This is a genomic window from Helcococcus sp. KG196, from assembly GCF_046035495.1.
GTDB classification, from domain to species: domain Bacteria; phylum Bacillota; class Clostridia; order Tissierellales; family Peptoniphilaceae; genus Helcococcus; species Helcococcus ovis.
In genome coordinates this window covers 222,103-244,407 of sequence record NZ_JBFNFI010000001.1, presented here as the reverse complement: position 1 = coordinate 244,407, position 22,305 = coordinate 222,103, and the positions used below count along the sequence as shown (strand labels likewise).

At 26.9% G+C, this 22,305-nt stretch carries 15 protein-coding genes and 3 tRNA genes; 16 read left to right on the top strand and 2 right to left on the bottom strand.

Annotation, left to right across the window (positions count from 1 at the left end):
* Positions 1-76 precede the first annotated feature (76 nt).
* The 16 genes from ABGF45_RS01155 to ABGF45_RS01080 all read left to right on the top strand — a co-directional run bounded on the left by ABGF45_RS01155 (position 77) and on the right by ABGF45_RS01080 (position 20,466).
* A tRNA-Asn gene (locus ABGF45_RS01155) sits at positions 77-151 on the top strand.
* Positions 152-155: 4 nt separating this feature from the next.
* Positions 156-244 (top strand) — tRNA-Leu (locus ABGF45_RS01150).
* A 20-nt stretch (positions 245-264) separates the two neighbouring features.
* Positions 265-341, top strand: a tRNA-Met gene (locus ABGF45_RS01145).
* Between the two features lie 341 nt (positions 342-682).
* Positions 683-1,102, top strand: a complete 420-nt coding sequence (locus ABGF45_RS01140; RefSeq protein WP_134711354.1) for a hypothetical protein — start codon at positions 683-685, stop codon at positions 1,100-1,102.
* Positions 1,103-1,114: 12 nt separating this feature from the next.
* Positions 1,115-1,969 (top strand): DNA/RNA non-specific endonuclease, encoded by an 855-nt coding sequence (locus ABGF45_RS01135; RefSeq protein WP_245151247.1) that lies wholly within the window; start codon positions 1,115-1,117, stop codon positions 1,967-1,969.
* Between the two features lie 268 nt (positions 1,970-2,237).
* Positions 2,238-2,933, top strand: a complete 696-nt coding sequence (locus ABGF45_RS01130) for a LytTR family DNA-binding domain-containing protein (RefSeq protein WP_134711355.1) — start codon at positions 2,238-2,240, stop codon at positions 2,931-2,933.
* Between the two features lie 8 nt (positions 2,934-2,941).
* On the top strand, positions 2,942-3,607 hold the full coding sequence (locus tag ABGF45_RS01125; RefSeq protein WP_134711356.1) for a sensor histidine kinase: 666 nt from the start codon (positions 2,942-2,944) through the stop codon (positions 3,605-3,607).
* A 116-nt stretch (positions 3,608-3,723) separates the two neighbouring features.
* On the top strand, positions 3,724-5,526 hold the full coding sequence (locus ABGF45_RS01120; RefSeq protein WP_167554134.1) for an ABC transporter ATP-binding protein: 1,803 nt from the start codon (positions 3,724-3,726) through the stop codon (positions 5,524-5,526).
* The gene (locus ABGF45_RS01115) at positions 5,519-7,354 is read left to right on the top strand and encodes an ABC transporter ATP-binding protein (RefSeq protein WP_408112321.1); all 1,836 of its coding nucleotides are present in this window, start codon (positions 5,519-5,521) and stop codon (positions 7,352-7,354) included. Before ABGF45_RS01120 ends, ABGF45_RS01115 begins: the two co-directional genes overlap by 8 nt.
* Before the next feature lie 103 nt (positions 7,355-7,457).
* The gene (locus ABGF45_RS01110) at positions 7,458-9,974 is read left to right on the top strand and encodes an ABC transporter permease subunit (RefSeq protein ID WP_134743977.1); all 2,517 of its coding nucleotides are present in this window, start codon (positions 7,458-7,460) and stop codon (positions 9,972-9,974) included.
* Between the two features lie 144 nt (positions 9,975-10,118).
* A complete protein-coding gene (locus ABGF45_RS01105) occupies positions 10,119-11,306 on the top strand; it encodes a lipase family protein (protein WP_134711360.1) in 1,188 nt (395 codons plus the stop codon).
* A 93-nt stretch (positions 11,307-11,399) separates the two neighbouring features.
* Complete coding sequence (locus ABGF45_RS01100; protein WP_134711361.1) at positions 11,400-13,772, top strand: HAD-IC family P-type ATPase; 2,373 nt, start codon at positions 11,400-11,402, stop codon at positions 13,770-13,772.
* A gap of 262 nt (positions 13,773-14,034) precedes the next feature.
* Positions 14,035-16,107 (top strand): elongation factor G, encoded by a 2,073-nt coding sequence (gene fusA, locus ABGF45_RS01095; protein ID WP_408125227.1) that lies wholly within the window; start codon positions 14,035-14,037, stop codon positions 16,105-16,107.
* A gap of 129 nt (positions 16,108-16,236) precedes the next feature.
* Entirely contained in the window at positions 16,237-17,061 is an 825-nt protein-coding gene (locus ABGF45_RS01090; RefSeq protein ID WP_134711363.1) for a PRD domain-containing protein, read from the top strand.
* A gap of 75 nt (positions 17,062-17,136) precedes the next feature.
* On the top strand, positions 17,137-18,978 hold the full coding sequence (locus ABGF45_RS01085) for a glucose PTS transporter subunit IIA (RefSeq protein ID WP_408112742.1): 1,842 nt from the start codon (positions 17,137-17,139) through the stop codon (positions 18,976-18,978).
* Positions 18,979-18,996: 18 nt separating this feature from the next.
* A complete protein-coding gene (locus tag ABGF45_RS01080) occupies positions 18,997-20,466 on the top strand; it encodes a glycoside hydrolase family 1 protein (RefSeq protein WP_408112741.1) in 1,470 nt (489 codons plus the stop codon).
* Positions 20,467-20,792: 326 nt separating this feature from the next.
* Here the strand turns inward: ABGF45_RS01080 and ABGF45_RS01075 are convergent, their stop codons facing one another.
* Positions 20,793-21,500, bottom strand: a complete 708-nt coding sequence (locus ABGF45_RS01075; RefSeq protein ID WP_408112740.1) for a Crp/Fnr family transcriptional regulator — start codon at positions 21,498-21,500, stop codon at positions 20,793-20,795.
* Between the two features lie 28 nt (positions 21,501-21,528).
* A complete protein-coding gene (gene pflA, locus ABGF45_RS01070; RefSeq protein ID WP_134711367.1) occupies positions 21,529-22,305 on the bottom strand; it encodes a pyruvate formate-lyase-activating protein in 777 nt (258 codons plus the stop codon).

Here is a 22,305-nt window from a genome sequence, read left to right as displayed (position 1 = left end):
AACACTGAATCCATGAGGTTCAGTGTTGACTCTTATAAATCTGATCAAATGATCATAAAATTGAATTAAATGATTTTCCTAGGTAGCTCAATGGCGGAGCACTCGGCTGTTAACCGATAGGTTGTGGGTTCGAGTCCCACCCTGGGAGCCAATATGCCGGGGTGGCGGAACAGGCAGACGCACAGGACTTAAAATCCTGCGGAGGTTAAACTCCGTATCGGTTCGATTCCGATCCTCGGCACCATTTAATTTTTAATTTAATATCGCGGGATGGAGCAGTTCGGTAGCTCGTCGGGCTCATAACCCGAAGGTCACAGGTTCAAATCCTGTTCCCGCAACCACACTCACTTTAGATGGCTAAATTTAGCCATCTTTATTTTTTGTTGCAGCAAAAGTATATCAAAATCTTAATCTCAGCTTATTTTATATAAATATTTAAGGTATTTTTATTCGAATATTTGTGAATTCATATCGTAGATAATATTTTTTTTAATAATTTTTTTATTAATTAAATTTTGTGTAGTGTTTGATCATTATTAAAAAAAATTAAATTAATAATGAAAAAATGAAAATAAAGTGGTATAATAAAACCGATAAAAATAGTTAAATATATAACTATTTTTGTTTAAGCTAGCTAAATGGAATATATAATAGAGAAAGCATGATTTGAGGAGGTGAGATTATGAATATAATATTATGTTTATCAAAAAATAAAGGTTTTACTTTTTTTAATCAAAGGCAGTCATTTGATAGAAATATGATTTTTGATATGATTATGCACGTCAATAATAGGAAGTTATACATTTCAAATTATACAAAAAAATTATTTGACAATTTGGAAATAAATTTAGAAAACATTTTTGTTTTGGATAAGCATAATAAAGAACAAATAGGAGAAGATGATTTTATCTTTATTGAAAAAAAAGAAGAATTAATTTTTTTTGAAAATGCTCCAAAGGAAATTGTTGTTTATAATTGGAATAGGGAGTATCCGACAGATTATTATTTTGAATTTGATTTTTCAGATTATTTAAAGATAAAAGAAGAATGTATAGTAGGCAATTCTCATGAAGAAATAACTAAAATAGTGTATAAAAAATAAGAGGAGAAGAAAATGAGAAAATTTAATAAAATTTTGATGATAATGTTGTTAGTATTAGGTGTTTTTGCATATAATTATTCAGATTATGCTGTAAATGCAAAAGTACAAGTTAAAAATTCTTCTAAATGTAAATTATCATCTGAAAAATCTAAGAGGAAAAATATTAGAAAGGTAAAATCATACAAAAAAACTCCAAAGGTAAAAAGAGTAACTCGAAAACCTTCAAAATCAAGTGAAAAATTTAAGGAAGAGTTAAAAAAAACAAAATTATTTTATGATATAAAAAGTATTCCGGAGTTTGATGGAAATACTCCTTTTGTAGTATTAAATAATAATATTCCTGATTTTTCTAAAGAAGGAAAGTTACCAAATAGATATGAAGTATATTCAGAATTAGATTCTAAAAATAGAGTGGGAGAAGCAGTTGCTTTATTAGGATTAGATACTATGCCTACAGAAAAAAGAGGCAAAATTGGTATGGTAAAACCATCGGGATGGCAAACAATAAAATTTGATATTGTTGATGGAAGATATTTATATAATAGATCTCACTTAATAGGATTCCAATTAGCTGGAGAAAATGCTAACAAAAAAAATTTAATGACAGGTACAAGATATTTTAATGTGACCGGAATGTTACCATTTGAAAATATGGTTGCTGATTATATTAAAGAAACAAAGAATCATGTAATGTATAAAATAACACCAATTTTTAAGGATAATGAGCTTGTGGCAAGAGGAATTATAATGCAGGCAAAATCTGTAGAAGATAATGGTGAAGGAATAAGCTTTAATGTATATGTATATAATAATCAACCTGGAATAACTATTGATTATAAAACAGGAAAAGCTGTTTTATCGAAATAAATAATGAAATTAGCTAGTTTTTTAATATTTTAATTCTATTGTATAATAATAAAAAAAGTAGATATTGTGAATAATATTATCTGAAAATTAGATTTAAAATTTAATTTTTTAGATGTAGGTTCATTGTAAATATCTACTTTTTTTAATATTTTGGTTTGTAATATATTAATATGTAAGTTGTAATTACAATTAAAAGTATGAAATAAGTTAATTATTAGGTATAATAAATATGTAAATAATTAAAAAGTTGGTGATTATTATTAAAAATTTGAGTATAGCGATTGTTGATGATGAAAAAAGTGTAAGACAATTATATTTAGAATATGTAAATGAATGGGTTAAAAATAATGATATGAATGCTGAAGTAATGTTATTTGAATCTGCTGAAGCATTTTTGTTTAATTATGAAGATAAGAGAGATTATGATATTATTTTGCTTGATTATGAAATGAAAAAGATGAATGGTGCAGAACTAGCGAAAAAAATTCGTTATTATGATAAAAATGTTCAGATTTTATTTATAAGTGGATATAGCGAATATATTGGAATTGGATATGAAGTTGAGGCAATTAATTATTTGATTAAGCCTATTGATAAGAATAGATTGTTTGAATTATTTGAAAAAGCATTTGAGAGATTGCAAAAGTCTGATAAATATGTTGTTTTTAAGACGGATGATGGAAATAGAAGATTAATGTTTAATAATATTTATTATATTTTAAGTGATAAGAATTATTTGAATATTTACTATAATAGTGAAATTTATAAAGTAAGAATGACGATGAAGGAAGTTGAAGAAATTTTGGATAAAAGATTTCATAAATTGGATAGATCTACAATTATCAATATTGAAAAGATTGATTTTTTAAGTAGAACTGAGCTTTCACTGGATAATGGGATTAATTTGACTATTGGTAGGGGAAAATTTGAAGATATTAATCGAAAATTTATTGAATATTTTTAGGAGATTTTATGAATTTTCTTGATAAAATTAGGTTGAAATTTGGTAGAAAAGATATATTAGAATATCAACAAACTTTGATTAATACTCATTTTGAAGAAGTTGAAAATATGTATCAAGATATGAGAAAATGGCGTCATAATTATAGAAATCATTTGCAAATTTTGAAAGCTTATTCTGAAAATAATGATTTAGAATCTATTAAAAATTATTTAAATGAGTTAGAAAATGATTTACATTCAATTGCTCCTGTTATTAGGACAGGAAATAAAATGACTGATGCAATTGTAAATTCTAAAGTATCTATTGCAAAGGGAAAGAATATTAATGTTATAGTAGATGTTAATATTTCAAAGATTGTAGATATAAAAGAGGTTGATTTGACAACTATTATTGGAAATTTATTTGATAATGCAATAGAAGCATCTATGGATTTGCCAAGGGAAGATAGATATATTAGATTATATATGGACATGAAAGGTAAGAAGCTTTATATTTCTTTTACTAATTTGACTAAGCTGAAGAAACAAGATAAGTTTGGAAATTTGTTTAAATCTACAAAAGGAATTAATCGTGGTTTAGGACTTATATCAATTGATGAAATTATTGAAAAATATAATGGGTATATTTCTAGAAATTCGGAAGATAATGCATTTACAACTGAAATATTAATTTGAAGACTAGGTCGACCTAGTTTTTTTTGTCCCAAAAATTGATTAATTCATCCCATAAATGTTTAAAAGTTAAATCTTGTGATAAAGTATGAATATATAAATTATTTATAGGAGGAATGATGAAAAAATACGGAATTTTACAAAATGTATTTTATATGATAAAAGAAGCGTGGGAAGTTCGTAAAAACTTATTGCTGTTATTTGTTGTTATTAGTATTTTTGCTAAAGTTGGATTGGCGATTGTTGAACTTTTTATTACACCTGAAATTGTAAAAATGATACAGCTTAAACAGGATTTTGGCTTAATAGTTATCTATATAATTTGTATAGTAGGAATTTATTTTATTTTTGAAGCAATTAGGGATGTTGTTTTACAGTTTATTATTACACCGAAAATTGATGTAAGAACTAATTTAATTTTTAAGATTCTTAAAAGAAATTTAACAATGCCATATCAATTAACATTAAATTCTAAATTAAAACAAAATTTTAAGAGATGTCAAGAATTAACATCTAGTAATCATACTTTTTCTGAGTTAATTTTTGATTCTATAATAAACTTTGTTTCAAATTTTATTATGCTTGTAATATATATAAAACTATTATCAGTGCTTCCAATATTTTTAATAATTTTTACCGTTATTAGTAGTATGCTCTCATTTTATATAGGTAAAAAAATTAAAGATTGGAGATTTAATCATGCTGAGCAGGAAAATGAATTTTTTGGAAAAACATATTATCTATATGAAAAATCATCTAATATTACTTCTGAAAAAGATATTAAAATGTTCGGTTTAAAATCGTGGTTTGATGATATATTCAATTCGGTTATTTTTTCATATGATTCCTTTTTGAGGAAAGCATCTAATAAAGAGTTTTTATCCGGTTTATTGGCTGCTATAATTGATTTATTTAGAAATGGTATAACCTATTATTATTTAATAAATTTGGTATTTAATAAGCAAATAGACGTTGCGGGTTTTATTTTATTATTCTCTGCACAAGGTAATTTTTCGAAAAATATTTTAGATGTTTTTAATGAAATGTATAATTTTGTTAAATATTCAAATGATGCAAATATTATTAGAAGTTTTTTAGAATATGAGGATCCTTATAATTTAGATGATGGAATTGAAATTAACAATTTTGATGTAAATAATATTAACATTGAATTAAAAAATGTGTATTTTAAGTATCCGGAATCTGATGAATATATTTTAGAAGATATAAACATGAAGATTAAACCTAGAGATAAAGTTGCGATAGTAGGTATGAATGGCTCTGGGAAAACTACTTTAATTAAGATAATTATTGGTTTTTTGGATCCGACAAAAGGTGAAGTTTTATTGAATGGAAAAAATATTAAGCAATATAGAAGAAGAGATTATTATAAAATTTTTTCTGCAGTATTTCAGGATTATTCAATCATTCCTGATAAATTAAAATATAATATAACACAAGATTTTAAAGATAATAATATCGAGAAAATTAACAAAATAATAGAGCTTTCCGGATTAAAGGAAAAGGTTGATTCTCTAGAAAAAGGTATAGATACAGTCCTAATGAAGCATGTTTATGAAGAAGGACAGGAGCTTTCCGGTGGAGAAATCCAAAAATTATTATTAGCTAGAGCTTTATATAGAAATTCTCCATTTTTAATTTTAGACGAGCCGACTGCTGCACTTGACCCGATTGCTGAGAGAGATTTATATAATAAGTATAATCAATTGACAAGTAGTGCTACTTCTATATTTATTTCTCATAGAATGGCATCGACTAGATTTTGTGATTATATTTTATTAGTAAAGGATAAGAAAATTTTAGAAAAAGGAACACATGATGAACTTATTAATTTAGGTGGAGAGTATAAGTATTTATTTGATGTTCAAAGTAAGTATTATAGGGAGGGAGAAAATGTTTGAAAAAATTAAAGTTTATTTTAGAAGTTTAAGTTATTTATTTAATAATTTTAAAAAATATATGATTTTTGTAATTGTTTCATCAATTATGAAATCTCTTCTTCCACTTATTTTAATTTATACTACAGCGAGAATGGTGGAGCATATAACCATTGGTGGAAATGAAAAAAATGTAATTATATGGGCATCAATTACTATTATATCAATATTTCTGGTTAAAGTCGTATTTGAAAAATTTGAGTCATTGTTTAAAAAAGAATATAGTAAGGTAATGATGATTTATAATAATCTTTTAAGAAAAGTACTTAATAATATGGATTATAAGGATTGTGAAAATCCTGAAATGATTTCAAAATTAAGAAATATAAGACAAATTCAAAATTTTACAGGAAAAGGAATTTTATCTCCAATTTATAATATTGATGAAATTGTTTCATCAATTACATTGATTATTGGGGGAATGGCATTAACTATTTCGTTTTTTAATAGTTATATTCCTGAAACTAGTAAATATGCTATATTAAATAGCACATGGGTTAATTTAGTATTTATTGCAGTTTTAATTATTACATCTGTTTTAGTAACAAAATTTGAAGTTATGTATGATTCTGTTTGGAAAGTAATTATGAATGCTGGGACACTTGGAAATAACCTATTTAGTTTTTATGGATTTATAATAAATGATTCTAAAAGGGCTGTAGATGTAAGAATGTACAACCAAGATAAGATTTCTTTGAATTTGATGAAACTAAACACGACATTTTCTACGGGTGGTGTTTTGGATAAAGCATTAAAAAGTGACGGTAAAAATTTTAAGATTTTAAAATCATTTGTTGCAAAAATTCAACTTTTAATTATATATGTTTTTGTAATTATTAAAGCATTTGAGGGTGCTATAACCATAGGTATGCTAACTCAATATATTGGAAGTATAACTCAAATTACGATAGGAATTACACTTTTAGTTTCAAGCTTGGGATATATCTTAAATAATTATGAGTATATAAAAGAAGCATTAGACTATTTAGAATATGATAAAACCATGTATAATGGTTCATTGACCACTGAAAAGAGAGCCGATAGAAAATATGAGGTTGAATTTAGAAATGTTTCATTTAAATATCCGGGATGTGATAATTTTGTACTTAAAAATATAAATTTGAAGTTTAAATTGGGCAAGAGATTAGCTATAGTTGGACAAAATGGTAGTGGAAAGTCTACATTTATAAAACTTTTAATTAGGTTGTATGATCCAAATGAAGGACAAGTTTTGCTTAATGGAATAGATATCAGAAAATATAATTATAAGGATTATTTGAAAATATTTTCAGTAGTATTTCAAGATTTTGATTTATTTGCATTTCCTATTGCACAGAATATCTCAGGTTCCATAAATTATGATAAAGAAAAAGTAATTAAAGCACTTGAAGATGTTGGAATGATGGATAGAGTTTCAAATATGAAAAATGGTATTGACACTTATTTATATAAAGATATTGACAAAGAAGGAGTTGACGTTTCAGGTGGAGAAGCTCAAAAAATAGCTATTGCAAGAGCGTTATACCAGGATGCAGCATTTATAATATTAGATGAGCCGACTGCAGCACTTGATCCACTTGCAGAACAAGAAATTTATGAAAAATTAGGAAGCATTGTTCAAGATAGAACTGCAATATTTATTTCTCATAGATTATCATCATGTAAATTCTCGGATAATATACTTGTTTTTGATAAAGGAAGTATAGTTGAAGAAGGAAATCATAATGAATTAGTGATAAAATCAGGAAAATATAAAGACTTGTGGGATGCACAAGCCGGATATTATGTGTAAAAAATATTTTGAATTTTTTATAAAAAAATATTATAATTAAATAAATTAAATTTAGCCCTAAGTTAACTTTTAGGGCTAAATTTTTAGATAAGAGGGATGGAATATGTTAAATTTTGAAATAAAAAAAATAATAAAGTCAAATGTCATATTATCAGTATTAGTATTTGCCTTAATTATGGCTTTATATGTAAATTTCATATCCAATATCACATATAATTTAGATTCTAAATATCCTTCTTATGGTAAAGCCGGTTCATCCCATATTTTTAATGGAAGTGTTATGGATAATAAATATAAAATAAAAAATTCTGCTAAATTTTTTGATACTTTTAATAAAAATCATTATAAATATGGTAGGCAAAATTATCCATGGCTTGTAGACTTCTTAAAAAATTTAGAGAAAAAATCTTTTAAGGAAATGTATGAGGTTGGTAAATTTGTACAGAAATTAGATTATGGTCAATTAGAATCAATAAAAAAACTTCAAAAAGAGCATGAAATAAAGATTGAAGATGAAAATGACAGGAAAACATTCGAATATGGCATTTTTGAGGCAGAATATTATCATGAAAATAATATCCCGTTTACAAAATATTTTGAACAGATATTGACAACTAATTTTGCGAGAAGAGTTGTATATAATAGTTATACAATTTTTGGATTGCCATTTATTTGCTTTTTAATCCTAGCTTTTTATGGAATAATCTCAAAGGAAAAAGATGAAGGGACTGTTAATTTATTAAAAGGACAGCCGATTAGCAGAGGAAAATTAGTTTTTTCAAAGTTATTATCTATGATATTGATTTCTGCTACATATGTTTTAAGCTTTTTATTGTTTTTGATGATAATTTGTGCAGTTCAAGGAATACATCTTGGTGGATTTTATGATATTTTCAGAGTATATCATGAAGGTGTAGATATTAGATATATTAAGGGATATGAGTTAATTTTTTTAATTGTATTATCATTTATGATAATAACAACTCTATTTTCTTCACTTATAATTATGATAAATACATTGTCGAAAAATAAGGAAGTTGCATTATCAATACTAATTGTAGTATTTGGATTGGGATATACTTTAACAGAAAATATAGGTTACTTACAAAATAGATTTAATCCTATTTACGCATTAGATCATGTGCGAACAATTATAGGAAAATTTAGAGAGATAACGGAGATTAATGGACATTCTTACATTGATAATATTAATCAAAGTAGTTTATTTTATCTTTTAGTTTTCTTGATTTTTGCGATTATGATATATGGCATTTCGGTTTTAATTTTTAATAAAAATATTGTATTTGGGGATAGTACTAGAAATGCTAATATAAAAAATTATAATATTTTTAAGTTTGAGATAAGAAAGTTGATTAAAACTAGTAGTTTTCAAATTTATATGATATTTGCTTTAGTTTTTGCATTTTCTCTATATGGTTTTAATGTAAAAGAAGTTAATGATAAATCAAATTATATTTTAGGTGAAAAGGGAAGCATAGCAGATTTAAAAAAAGAATTAAAAAATGCAGAAGAAAATTTATTAAATTCTAAAAATGAAATGGAAAAAATTGTTTTTCAAAAAGAAATAGATCAAATTAAGAATAAAATAAAAAATCAAGAGAAGTTAATTTCATCGTATAAATCGGGGAAAATCAAAGAATTTTATAATGCTCAATTAGAAAAGTCAACTTATTATTTTGATAAACAAGGCAAATCTCATTATGAATATAAGTTTGAAAAGCCAATGAGATTAGGGATAATTGAGACAAAATTATTAGATAAAAACTCAATAAGAGATGGAGTTTCACCTATACTTAGATATTCGTTTAATCATAGTGAGTATGAACAATTTGTAAATGGTGAATTTGAAAGAGAAATATTAAAAAGAGAGCAATACCTTACAAATGCCGGACTATACAGCTTTTTTAGAATGGTAAAATATCAAAATTTAGATATATTATTTTTAATTTTAATTGTATTTATGGTACTTGGTGGATATGTTTATGAAAAAGAAAATGGAAATCAGCTTAATTTGATATATACTCAACCTATTAATAAATTTAAGTATCATATACAAAAAGTTTTATCGCAGTTTATTGTGATAATAGGAGTTTTTGGAGTTGTAATGTTTTTTGTGATTTTGTTGGGAATATTATTTGAAGGCATAGGTGATTTTAATCAACCTGTGATAGAGTATTTAAGATTTTTTGAAAAAGCAAAATATGCAACGGAATACAACTCAAAAGACACATTTACAACTATGCCTATTTACATATATTTGATTAGGTTATTTGTTGTTATAGGATTACAAGGATTATTTTTATCTTCAATAGCTACATTAATTTCAATATTTACAAAAAGTAAAACATTTATAATTTCATCAGTTATAGGGATTTGTGCTTTAGGAGCATTATTAGTAAAAATAATTAACGTAAACATTTTAAAATTATTAAATCCATTTAATTATTTATTTGCAAATAATATAGCTGATAATTCAATAGTTGCAAAGTTGAATATGTCAGGGGGCAGCTATCTTTTCAGTTTATTAATTTTAATTTTATGGTCTATTTTAATTATGATTGTTGGTGCTAAATTAAGTCAAAATAAACAGCAAATATAATAAAATGTATATTTTATGTGTTTTTTTTGATATTATTATAACTTTTTTGTAATTGTAATTTATTTTACAAGTAAATATAATTTGAGTTATCAATATATTGATAATTAAAATATAAATTATAAAGATTATTTAAAAAGAGGTTATATGAAAAAAATTAAGAACGGACTATTATGTGTAATAGCTACAGGAATGATATTTAGTGCTTTGGGAAGTTTTAATATTGCCAGAGCAGAAGAAAAAAAAGAAAATGTAATTACCAGTAAAGATCAAGAGGATATTTATACAGGGAAAATTAGATTAAAAAATGGAATGGTAGATTCTATATTATTTAAAAATAATGTATTAGTAGATAATATATCCGACAATGATAATGATGGTATAAAAGATAAAGACGAATTGATTATAAAAGAAGAAAACGGTAAAAAATATTTAGAATATAAATCTCATCCACTGATTCCAGATAGTGATGGAGATGGAATAATTGATAAAGATGATAAAGAGCCGTTGAAGTGGAATATAAGTAGAAGAGATATGGCTATGTTTCAAAAAATGGCATATTACGATGAAGATTATATAGATAAACTTTTTAATGAAAATACTAATGAAAATGAAATAAAAAATAATTATGATAAAACTATACATACAGAATTGTCAAAATTTTGGGAAATAAAGAAAAAGCCGCAAACAAATAAAGGAAAATATAATTTTGGTGAAAAAGGTAGAGAAATATATCATTTAAGTAGTGGGTTAGATGGATATTTATTTACTACTAAAAAAGTGTATCCTTTTTTGGATGGAGAAGAGGTAAATGTTTTAGTTTTAAGGGGGACAGAAGGATATAAAGATTACTTTACGGATGCTTTACTATATTTAGGGGCTTGGAATCCTCAAGCATCTGATGCTACATTGTTAATTCAGTATTTAAAGGATAATGATGTGAAGAATTTATATATAGTAGGTCACTCTTTAGGAGGTTACCTTGCACAAATAGCTGCTTCGGAAGCACGTAAAATAGGATATACAGGATTTCAACAATCTTATACATTTAATGCACCTATGATTTCCAGACCTGAAGAATACAGAAAATTATCAGATCAATTAACGATAGAAGGAAAATCTACACATTTTGTTGTAAATAATGATATTGTATCAGTATTGGCAGGAAGTTTTGATAGACATATTTTAGTAGCCAATACAATTAATAAGCATTCAAGTATATCATATTTTGAACCTCACTTATCAAATTATTTTGATTTATATTATAGATGTGGGTTTAATGGAGGATTCTTACATCATAGAATGAAGGAATTGAAATTTTTTAATCCCTCATGATTAGTAAATTAAAGAATAATATTACACAATTGTAAGAGAAAAAATTAGTTAAATTGTATATAATTTAATATAGGTTAAGTTTCTGGAGGTATAATGGAAGAAAAAAAGTTTAAGGGCTTGGATAGTGTTGAAGTTGAACAAAGATTAGCTGAAGGATTAGGGAATAATAATGGAAAAGTTAAGAGTAAATCAAATAAAGAGATAGTATTTAGTCATATTTTTACATTATTTAATATATTAAATTTTATACTACTTTTAGTAATAATTGGAGTTTCTATAGGAGATTGGCAATATATTAAAAATGGATTATTTTTTAATCTTATAATAATAAATACTTTTATAGGGCTTTATCAAGAGATAAGGGCTAGAAATGCGGTTGAAAAACTTACTTTAATTACTCAAGAAGATGTTGTAGTTATAAGGGATGGACAAAAGAAAAATATCTCTCCTGAAGAGATTGTATTAGGAGATTATTTGATTATAAGTGCAGGAGAACAGTTAAATGTTGATGCAAAGGTTATAGATACAGAATATTTACAAATGGATGAGTCTCTTTTAACAGGTGAATCTAATGCTATAAATAAATTAAAAAATGATGAGTTATTAGCTGGAAGTTTTGTATTATCCGGAAAGGCTGTTGTTGAAGTAACAAAAGTGGGCAATGATACATTTGCATCTAAAATTTTGAGTGAAGCAAAGCAAGTAAAAAAATCTCGTTCACAAATTATGAAATCATTAAATTTTATAGTAAAGATTTTAATTTGGGTAATATTGATAGTAGGGATTGCATTAATATCTAGTAAATTAATAAGATTGGGAATGAATGATTTTAAACCTATAGTAGTTTCAACTGTTGCAGCTTTAGTAGGAATGATCCCTGAAGGTTTAGTTTTACTTACTTCCATTGCATTTGCAGTTGGAGTTATTAGATTATCAAAATCAAAAATATTATTGAATGACATGAGCTCCATAGAAACATTAGCAAGAATAGACACATTGTGCCTAGATAAAACAGGAACCATAACAAGTGGAAATATGAAAGTTTCAAATTTATACTTAATAAATGCAGGAAAGTTTGATTCCTCAAAAGATGATAGAAAGCTTAAAGATATAATTTCACAGGCATTTTTCAAATTAGATGATAATAATGCAACTGCTAATGCTATAAAGAGTTATTTACCTTTAGAAGAAATATCTAAAAAATTTGAATTTGATAAAGTTTATGCTTTTTCTTCTGATAAAAAGTGGTCAGGAGTAAATTCTAAAACAGAAGGAACCTGGATATTTGGAGCACCGGAATTTGTACTTAATGAAGACGAACAAAAAATATATTCTTCTCAAATTGATGAATTAACAAATAAAGGTCTTAGAGTTTTAGTTGTTGCACATAGTGATACAATTCCAGGAGAGGATATGAAATTATCAGAAGATGTAAAAGCTATTGCATTTTTTGAGATTGAAGATGAACTTAGAGAAAATGCTCAAAGGACATTGGAATATTTCTATAAGCAGGGGGTTGATATTAAGATAATTTCAGGGGATAGCCCAAAAACTGTTAATGCTATTGCGAAGAGAGCGGGTGTTGATAATTTAATTAATCAAGTTGATATGAGTAAAATTGATGATAAAGAAGATCTATCAAAGCTTGTTGAAGAAAATCAGTTATTTGGTAGAGTTACACCATTCAAGAAACAAGCTATTTTAGAAGCCTTGCAAAAAAATGGTCATATTGTTGCAATGACAGGTGATGGGGTAAATGATGTGCCGGCACTTAAAAAAGCTGATTGTAGTGTTGCCATGGCACAAGGGAGTGAGGCTGCAAAGGTAAGTTCGGATATTGTTTTAGTAGAAAATAATTTAGCGGCAATGATTGATGCGGTTTATGAAGGTAGAAGAATTATAAATAATGTTGAAAGAGTTGCAAGATTATTTTTAACTAAGACGGTATATTCTGCACTTTTAGCAATATTATTTGTATTCTTAAAGGATAGATTCCCTCTATTTCCAATACAATTTACACTATTAAGTACATTTACAATTGGAACTCCGGCATTTTTTCTTGCACTTAGAGCTAATAAGGAAAGAGTTACTGGTAATTTCTTGAAAAAAGTAATGGGAGAAGCTATCCCTGCCGGATTAACTGCAACAATAATCGTATTATTACACTACTATTTGGGACCAATAGTTGGATTAGATTATGGGAAACAAAATACCGTTTCTGTAATGATATTATCAGGATTGGGATTAATTGTCCTAGCGAGAGCTATGAAACCCGTAGATATGTTTAGTTTAATAATATTTATAGCTTGTGCTATTGGATTAATAGGATCTTTTGTATTTTTCCCTAAATTTTTCTTCTTGAAATTATTAGGAATTTATGAAGTTATTTATGGATTATTTTTATTATTATTAATAGTTCCAATAATATTTTTAATTAAATTTATATTTAATAAGTTTATAAAATAAATAGAAAAATTGCAAAATATTCAGTGACAAAATAAAAGTTTGCACAGCCACCTCTACAGACCGAAGGTTGAGAAATAGTGGCAGCAAACTTTTATTTATATTTAATTTTAAAATTTATATATTTTATTTAATATCAAAACTAAGCTTATACCTAAAATTACAATTAAATTGTGTTATTTGTCGAAAAGACACAAAAAAGTTGCTAGACGTTTTCATTTGGTATATAATAAAAGACATAAGAAATAAATTAAATGGAGGTATTATGAAGAACTATAATACAGGTAGAATTAGAAATTTAGCCTTAGTTGGACACAGTGGAAGTGGTAAAACATCATTAACAGAAGCAATGCTTTTTAAATCCGGCACAATAGGAAAATTAGGAAATATCAATTCTGGGAATACAGTTTCAGATTTTGATAAAGAAGAGATTGAAAGAAAAGCTTCTATAAGTTTATCAGTTTCAAGTTTAGAATGGAATGATACAAAAATTAATCTAATCGACGCTCCAGGATATTTTGATTTTGAAGGACAAGTAAAATCCGCACTAAAAGCTAGTGAAGCAGCATTATTTGTTTTAGATGCTCAAGCAGGTATTGAAGTTGGTACTGAAAAATATTGGAAATATTGTGAAAAAATTGGATTACCAAGAATTATTTTTGTAAATAAAATTGACAAAGAAGATGTAAATTTCAATGAAGTAGTTGCAAATTTGCATACACAGTTTGGGAAAAAGGTTACTCCTTTAGTTTTGACATTAGGAGATGGGGCTCATCCGGGAGCGGGTAAAGATTTTAAAGGGCTTATTGATGTAATGAAAAAAGAAGCTTATACATACAATGGATTTGATAGGGAAAAAGCAATGATTCCGGAAATTCGTATGTTAGAAGTTGAAGAAGTATATAATCAATTAGCCGAAATAGTAGCACTTACAGATGATAGCCTAATGGAAAAATTCTTTGAAGGAATCAATTTTACTACAGAGGAATTTGCGAAAGGTATTACTAATGCAATGATTGCTGGTAGCGTAGTTCCGTTAATAGTAGGTTCTGCAACAGAGGGATATGGTATTGACGAATTATTAAATATTATTTCATATTATATGCCAGCACCAAATAATAAAAAAGCACATATAGGATTTAGAGCTCTTGAAGGGGAAAATAGACCTGTTGATGAAGATCAACCATTTTCAGCTTATGTATTTAAGACATACATGGATCCATTTGTAGGCAGAATTTCCCTATTTAAGGTCTTATCCGGTAAAATCACAAAAAATGATTCTATCTATAATGCAACAAGAAAAATAGATGAAAAATCAGCCGGTTTATTCAGAATGGAAGGTAAGAAACAAATAGAAGTAGATCAAGTAGTTGCAGGGGATATAGGGGCATTTACAAAATTAGAAGAAACTGAAACAGGAGACACACTAGCGGATAAAAATAATGTTATAGTTTATAAAACATTGAAACAACCTCAAGCTTCATTGACATATGCTATTGTTCCAAAGACAAAGAAAGATGAAGATAAGATTGGTCATGCGTTGCTTAAATTACAAGAAGAAGATACAAGCTTTGTATTTGAAAGAAACAATGAAACAAAACAATTGACAATTTCAGGTGTTGGCAATGTTCAATTACAAATTGTATTAGATAAATTAAAAAATAAATATGGTGTAGAAACAGAAAGAATACCTTTGAGAATTCCATATAGAGAAACAATTACCGGAAAGAGTGATGTTCAGGGTAAACACAAAAAACAATCTGGTGGTGCCGGACAATATGGTGATGTATTTATTAAGTTTGAACCAATTGAAGATGGTTTTGAATTCACAGAAGAAGTATTTGGTGGAGCTGTTCCTAAAAATTACTTCCCTGCTGTTGAAAAAGGGCTAGAAGAATCTTTAGAAAAAGGTATTTTAGCAGGATATCCAGTAGTAGGTATAAAAGCTACATTATATGACGGTTCATATCATCCGGTTGATTCAAATGAAATGGCATTTAAATTGGCAGCAGCTATTGCGTTTAAAGAAGGTATGAAAAAGGCAAATCCGGTATTATTAGAACCTATTATGAAATTAGAAACAACAATTCCTGAGGAATATTTAGGTGATGTAATGGGGAATATTAATAAGAAGAGAGGTAGAATACTTGGAATGGAACCACAAGAAGATGGTACCCAAGTAATCATAGCAGAAGCACCTTACGCAGAATTATTTGAATACGCAATAGACCTACGTTCAATGACACAAGGTAGAGGTTCATTTGAAATGGAATTTGTAAGATATGAACAAGTTCCTAAAGAACAGGCAAATAAAATTATAGAAGAAGCAAATAAATAAAAATATTAGAAAACATTTGCTAATTTTATATAGATATGATATGATTGTTTTAACAAACAAGAGCGTTATCGAAAGAGCGTAATCACTAAAAGATAGTGATTACGTTTTTTGTTTTATAGGAGGTAATAAATGGAGCTTATTAAGTCTTTCAATAATAATATAGTTTTAGCAAAACTTAATGAAAGACAGGTAATTGCCATAGGCAAAGGAATCGGATTTGCTAAAAAAGAAGGTGATTTTATACAACAGGATAAAATTGATACAGTTTTTAATTTTAGTAATGAAGAAATGAAAAAAATGAATTTGGAACTTTTAAATTCTATAAATATAGAAGATTTAATATTGGTAAAAAAACTAGTATCTTCTATTGAAGATAAGACTGGAAAAAATTTTAATTCAAGTATGATTATATCTTTGGCGGATCATATAGAAAATAGTTTAGATACAAATTTAATGGAATTTGAACATCCTATGAGATGGATAGTTAAGAGAACAAACCCTGATGAATATAGTTTATCTAAGTGGTTTATAGATGAATTTAATAAGTTTAGAAAATCTAAAAAGATTTCTAAAAATGAAGTTACAAGTATTACTCTTCATTTTATAAATAATCAATCTATCAAATCCATGTCGGAAACGATGAATGATTTGGAGGAAATAAATACAATTATTAATATTATTGAGTATAAGTCAAAAAAGAAATTGAATAAAAAAGGCTTGGATTATTCCAGATTTATTGTTCACTTAAGATTTTTACTTAATCGCTTAAAGGGAAAGGAGGATTATCAAGAAAAGCAAAACTTGGATTTGTATGGGCATCTTTTAGAAAAATCACCTAAGAAAGTGGTGGAAATATGTTATTTAATAACTAATTACTTGTCTAAAAAATATGATAAAGATATTGATAATGCTGAAAAAACATATTTATTAATTTATTTAAATAGAATTATTTAGGGAGTTACATTAAGTTGGCTAGACCATACTAAGGATATAGGTTTCTTTGTATGGTTTTTTTAATAGGGAGGAAAAATGAAATATGAAAAATTATCCAAAGATATATTGAAGTATATCGGAGGAGAAGAAAATATTATTGATTATTATAAATGTATTACTAGATTGAGGATAAATGTAAAAGATAAGTCTAAAGTTGATATGAAAAATATTGAAAAAAATGACTTAGTTCAAAAAGTACAATATAAGGGAAATGAGTTGCAGGTCGTTATAGGAGCAAAAGTAAATGAAATTTTTCAAGACTTTGAAAGGGTTTTAGATAATTCAAAGATTGATAAATCAAATTCAACTTTAGAAAATAAAGATATATCTACGAGAGTTGTGGACTTTTTAAGAGGAATCTTTGTTCCGGTTTTACCTGCACTTATAGCAGGAGGGATGTTAAAGAGTATAATTACATTATTAATGATGGCAAATTGGATTAGTCCTCAAACAGATATAGCAATTTTCTTAAATATAATAGCTGATTCTGTATTTTATTTTTTGCCATTTTTCTTAGCGGTAACATCGGCTAGAGTTATAAAAACTAATGAAATGTTAGCGATAATGGTAGCAGGAGGCTTGATGTATCCTACTTTAATTAATGGTTTACAAAGTCAGGCGAAGTTTCTTTATGTTTTTAGTTTAAGTATACCGGTTATGTCTTATGCTACTACAGTATTTCCTATAATATTTGGAGTATTACTATTAAAATATGTGCATAAATTTTTTGAAAAAATTATACCGGAAAATTTAAGGACAATATTTTCTCCGTTATTAACAATAATTATTACGTTATTATTGACATTAGCATTTCTTGCACCGTTGGGAAGTTATCTAGGTTCATATTTAGCTAAAATAATCAATGCTATATTTAATTTTAATGGAGTTATTGCCAGTATTGTAATTGGTGGATTATTACCATTAATAGTTATGGCAGGAATGCATCAATCACTATTTCCTATAATGTTAAATAATTTATCTGAAACAGGAAGTGACGTTATTTTACCTTTATTCTATTTGCAAACTTTAGCAATAGCTGGAGCGGTGATGGCAGTGTTTTTTGTAACTAATAATAAAAAGATAAAGTCAGCATGTGCATCAACAGGTATAACAGCATTTTTAGGAATTACTGAACCTGCGTTATATGGGATAGTGATACCGAAGAAAAAACCTTTAGTTGCAGCTCTAATAGCTTCAGGGATAGCTGGAGGATTGGGAAATTTTTTAGGTATAAGAGCTTTTTCCTTTGCAATGCCAAGTATTTTAAGTATACCAACATATTATAATCCTCAAAATAGAGTTAGTTTATTAGGTGTTTTTATAGCATCAGTAGTTTCGTTTGTTTTATCATTTATTCTTTCATATATTTTTATGAAATCTGATAATAAAAATGATGAAATAGTGGAAAGTAAAATAGTTGAAAAAGATGAGTTAATTTATTCTCCGTTAGAAAATGGAAAGTCGATAGATGTATTAAAAGTAAATGACGATATTTTTTCAAAACAAATATTGGGACCTTCAGTTGCGATTAAACCATTAGATGGTAAGTTATTTGCACCGGTTGATGGGGTAATAACTATGATTGCGGATACCAAGCATGCTATAGGAATAAGTACTAAAAATGGGTTGGAACTTTTAATTCATATTGGTGTAGATACTGTTAAATTAGGAGGAGAGCCATTTGACCTAAATGTTAAAGAGGGGGACGAAGTTAAAAGGGGGGATTTATTAGCTTATATAAATCTAGATTTTTTAAGAAAAAATTGTAAGGAAGATACAATAATAATGGCGGTGACAAATGTTGAAGATATTGATATTTGTATACCGGAAGATAAATTTGTAAATAAAGATAGTTTAGTTTTAAGAAAAATATTTTAAATAGAAAAGGAGATAAAAATGTTAAATAATTTTCCAAAAGAATTTTTAATAGGTGGTTCAACTGCTGCAAATCAAATTGAGGGAGCATATAATGAAGGGGGAAAGGGTCTTTCCACTTCAGATTTTGCAGCTTATAAAGATCCGTATATTAATGGTAAAGTAGATAATTTTACTTTTAATGTAACATCGGAAGAATATAAGCAGTATTATGAAAATCCAAATCAATACAATTTTCCAAAAAGAAGAGGAATAGATTTTTATCATAGATATAAGGAAGATATAAAATTATTTGCTGAAATGGGATTTAAAATTTTTAGATTATCGATTTCATGGGCAAGAATATTTCCAACAGGAATTGAAGATAATCCAAATGAAGAAGGGTTAAAGTTTTATGATAATGTAATTGATGAATTGAAAAAATATGGAATTGAACCATTAGTAACTATGTCACACTATGAAATGCCTATTTATTTAACAGAACATTATAATGGCTGGCTAAGTAGAGATTTAATCGGATTTTTTGAAAAATATGCGAGAGTAATTTTTGAAAGATATAAAAACAAAGTAAAATATTGGATTACTTTTAATGAAATTAACATGAGTCTTAATAGCTTGTATACAGGAGCCGGCATATTTTCTGATAGGGTAGAAAATAAGGTTGAAGCTGCTTATAAAGCTGTTCACAATCAATTTTTAGCCAGTGCAAAAGCAGTTAAATTAGCTCATGAGATTATGCCGAATGCAATTATAGGATGTATGATTAATCAAATTGAGTCATATGCAAGGACAACAAAACCATTAGATCAATTACAGGCACATAAAGCAAATCAATTAAATATGTTTTATCCTGATGTTCAAGTAAGAGGTTATTATCCAAGATATATTTTAAATTACTTTAAAAAACATAATATAAATGTTGAAATTACAGAAGAAGATAAAGAAGTTTTATATCAAGGAAAAGTTGATTACGTTGCAATAAGTTATTATATGTCTCATGTAGCCGAATTTAGGGAAGATGCTGATGAAATAGCCGGAACATTTGATAGTCCTATAAAAAATGAATACCTAGAACTATCTCAATGGGATTGGCCAATTGATCCTATAGGGTTAAGAATATCTGTTGAAAAATTGTATGATAGGTATCAGTTACCAATTTTTGTTTGTGAAAATGGATTAGGAGCTAATGATGAACTTACAGATAATAAAAAAGTTCACGATTATTATAGAATAGATTATATTAAAAAGCACTTAGTTGAACTTTTAAATGCAATAGATTCAGGTGTAGAAGTATTAGGATATACAGTTTGGGGATGTATAGATTTAGTTAGTTGTGGAACATCACAAATGAGTAAAAGATATGGATTTATTTATGTTGATGCAGATGATAAGGGGAGAGGAAGTTATGATAGATATAAAAAGGATTCTTTTTATTGGTTTAAAAAAGTGATTGAAACAAATGGAGAAATTTTGAGGATGGAAAGTTTATAATAGATAGAGTTAATGATTTAAGATATATAGAAAACAAATCTTAAACTATAGAAAATGGAGACTGTAATAAATTTTGTGTATGAAAATCTTTCTGATTAAGGTAATATAAACTTAATCAGGAGGATTTTTTATTGAAGGTAGAAGCAATTTTTAAAATTATCAATATATCATATTCAGTAATATATTGATAAACAAAAATTATCCACTCATATCAATATTATATCCAAAACAAGCCCCAGATATTAAGATCTGAGGCCTTTCTATGTGTTTTATTAAAATTTATTATATATTCTGTAATATCTTTTATTTTGTTACTTAATATAGTTTTAGATTAATATATTCTCAATTTTTTCGTAGTCTTTTATTAAAATTTTTCCTCTTGAAATTAATTTTAATATGCCTTCTTCTTCAAATTGATTTAATTTTCTACTCATAGTTTCTCTTGAAACCCCCGCTAGGGAACCAAGCTCTTCTTGAGTAACATTATATTTTATTAAGATACCTTTATCAGTGCCGTGACCATATAAGTTTACTAATGTTCTTAAAAGTTTTGCTACTCTAACATCAGTACTAATAACAGAAAGTCTATCAATTAAATCTTCAGCTTTTCTTATTCTTTCATATGATTGTTCTAATACTTTAGTTATAAATTTTATATTATGCTTTAATACATTGTTCACATCATAAGAAGAAATAGTTAAAACTGTAGTTTTATTTAAGGCATAAGCATTATATTCGTATCTGTCGCCTGATAAAATATTATGTCCACCTACAAAATCTCCTGGTTCATAGATGTATAAAATTTGTTCTTTTCCATCTGACATAATTTTAGATATTTTCATTTCGCCATCTAAAATTATGTACATTTTATCTGCCGGATCAAAAGATCTAAATATAGTTTCGCCTTTGTTATATTCTATAACATAGAAATCTGATCTTATACGTAAAAATTCCTCTTCTGACAATGAGTCAAGAAGAGGAATTTTTTTATAATTTAATTTTCCTTGTTTAAATAATTCTTTTAAATATTTCATAAATCCCTCTTAAGAATATATTACCATATTATTTGGAAATTTTACCAAGTTTTTTTCTTGTATCTCTTCTTCCCATAAGAATTATTTTTTTTGCAATTTCAGCATCTTGATTACTTAAAGAAGGAACTCCATCTAATGGATATTTAAAACCTAATTCTTTATACTTATCTACCCCCATTGTGTGATAGGGAAGCACGTCAATTGCTGTTATGTTGTCATAATTACCAAGTAATTCACCTGTTTGATATAGGAAATTTTTATTAAATGTAATTCTAGGAACAATAACGTGTCTAATCCAAATATTCATATTATGATCATCCATAAATTTTAAGAATTTAATAATATTTTCATTTGAATGTCCTGTTAATACTTTGTGTTGTCTAGGATTTACATGTTTAATATCTAACATTACTATATCGGTAACTTCCATTAATTTTTCAAATTTCTTCAAAAGTTCAGGATTATTATCTCTAAATGTAATTCCGCATGTATCTAGACAGGTATGAATATTTCTAGCTTGACAAGCTTCAAAAAGATCCAACACAAAATCCATTTGTACCAGAGATTCTCCTCCTGATAATGTTATACCACCATCTTTTAAGAATGGGCGATAACTTTCGTAATCATCTAAAACTTCTTTTACAGTCATTTCTTTACCACCAAACGAAGCCCATGTATCCGGATTGTGGCAGTAAAGACATCTCATCGGACATCCTTGTAAAAATAATACATATCTGACACCTGGACCATCCACTGTACCGAAAGTTTCTTTAGAGTGTATATATCCAACGGTATCTAGATTCAT

Excerpts from the sequence above, each read along its gene's own strand:
- fusA (WP_408125227.1), top strand. The coding sequence starts at position 14,035 with ATGAAGAACTATAATACAGGTAGAATTAGAAATTTAGCCTTAGTTGGA.
- ABGF45_RS01080 (WP_408112741.1), top strand. The coding sequence starts at position 18,997 with ATGTTAAATAATTTTCCAAAAGAATTTTTAATAGGTGGTTCAACTGCT.
- ABGF45_RS01115 (WP_408112321.1), top strand. The coding sequence starts at position 5,519 with ATGTTTGAAAAAATTAAAGTTTATTTTAGAAGTTTAAGTTATTTATTT.
- ABGF45_RS01120 (WP_167554134.1), top strand. The coding sequence starts at position 3,724 with ATGAAAAAATACGGAATTTTACAAAATGTATTTTATATGATAAAAGAA.
- ABGF45_RS01135 (WP_245151247.1), top strand. The coding sequence starts at position 1,115 with ATGAGAAAATTTAATAAAATTTTGATGATAATGTTGTTAGTATTAGGT.
- ABGF45_RS01085 (WP_408112742.1), top strand. The coding sequence starts at position 17,137 with ATGAAATATGAAAAATTATCCAAAGATATATTGAAGTATATCGGAGGA.
- ABGF45_RS01110 (WP_134743977.1), top strand. The coding sequence starts at position 7,458 with ATGTTAAATTTTGAAATAAAAAAAATAATAAAGTCAAATGTCATATTA.
- ABGF45_RS01140 (WP_134711354.1), top strand. The coding sequence starts at position 683 with ATGAATATAATATTATGTTTATCAAAAAATAAAGGTTTTACTTTTTTT.
- ABGF45_RS01105 (WP_134711360.1), top strand. The coding sequence starts at position 10,119 with ATGAAAAAAATTAAGAACGGACTATTATGTGTAATAGCTACAGGAATG.
- ABGF45_RS01075 (WP_408112740.1), bottom strand. The coding sequence starts at position 21,500 with ATGAAATATTTAAAAGAATTATTTAAACAAGGAAAATTAAATTATAAA.
- pflA (WP_134711367.1), bottom strand. The coding sequence starts at position 22,305 with ATGAATCTAGATACCGTTGGATATATACACTCTAAAGAAACTTTCGGT.
- ABGF45_RS01125 (WP_134711356.1), top strand. The coding sequence starts at position 2,942 with ATGAATTTTCTTGATAAAATTAGGTTGAAATTTGGTAGAAAAGATATA.
- ABGF45_RS01090 (WP_134711363.1), top strand. The coding sequence starts at position 16,237 with ATGGAGCTTATTAAGTCTTTCAATAATAATATAGTTTTAGCAAAACTT.
- ABGF45_RS01100 (WP_134711361.1), top strand. The coding sequence starts at position 11,400 with ATGGAAGAAAAAAAGTTTAAGGGCTTGGATAGTGTTGAAGTTGAACAA.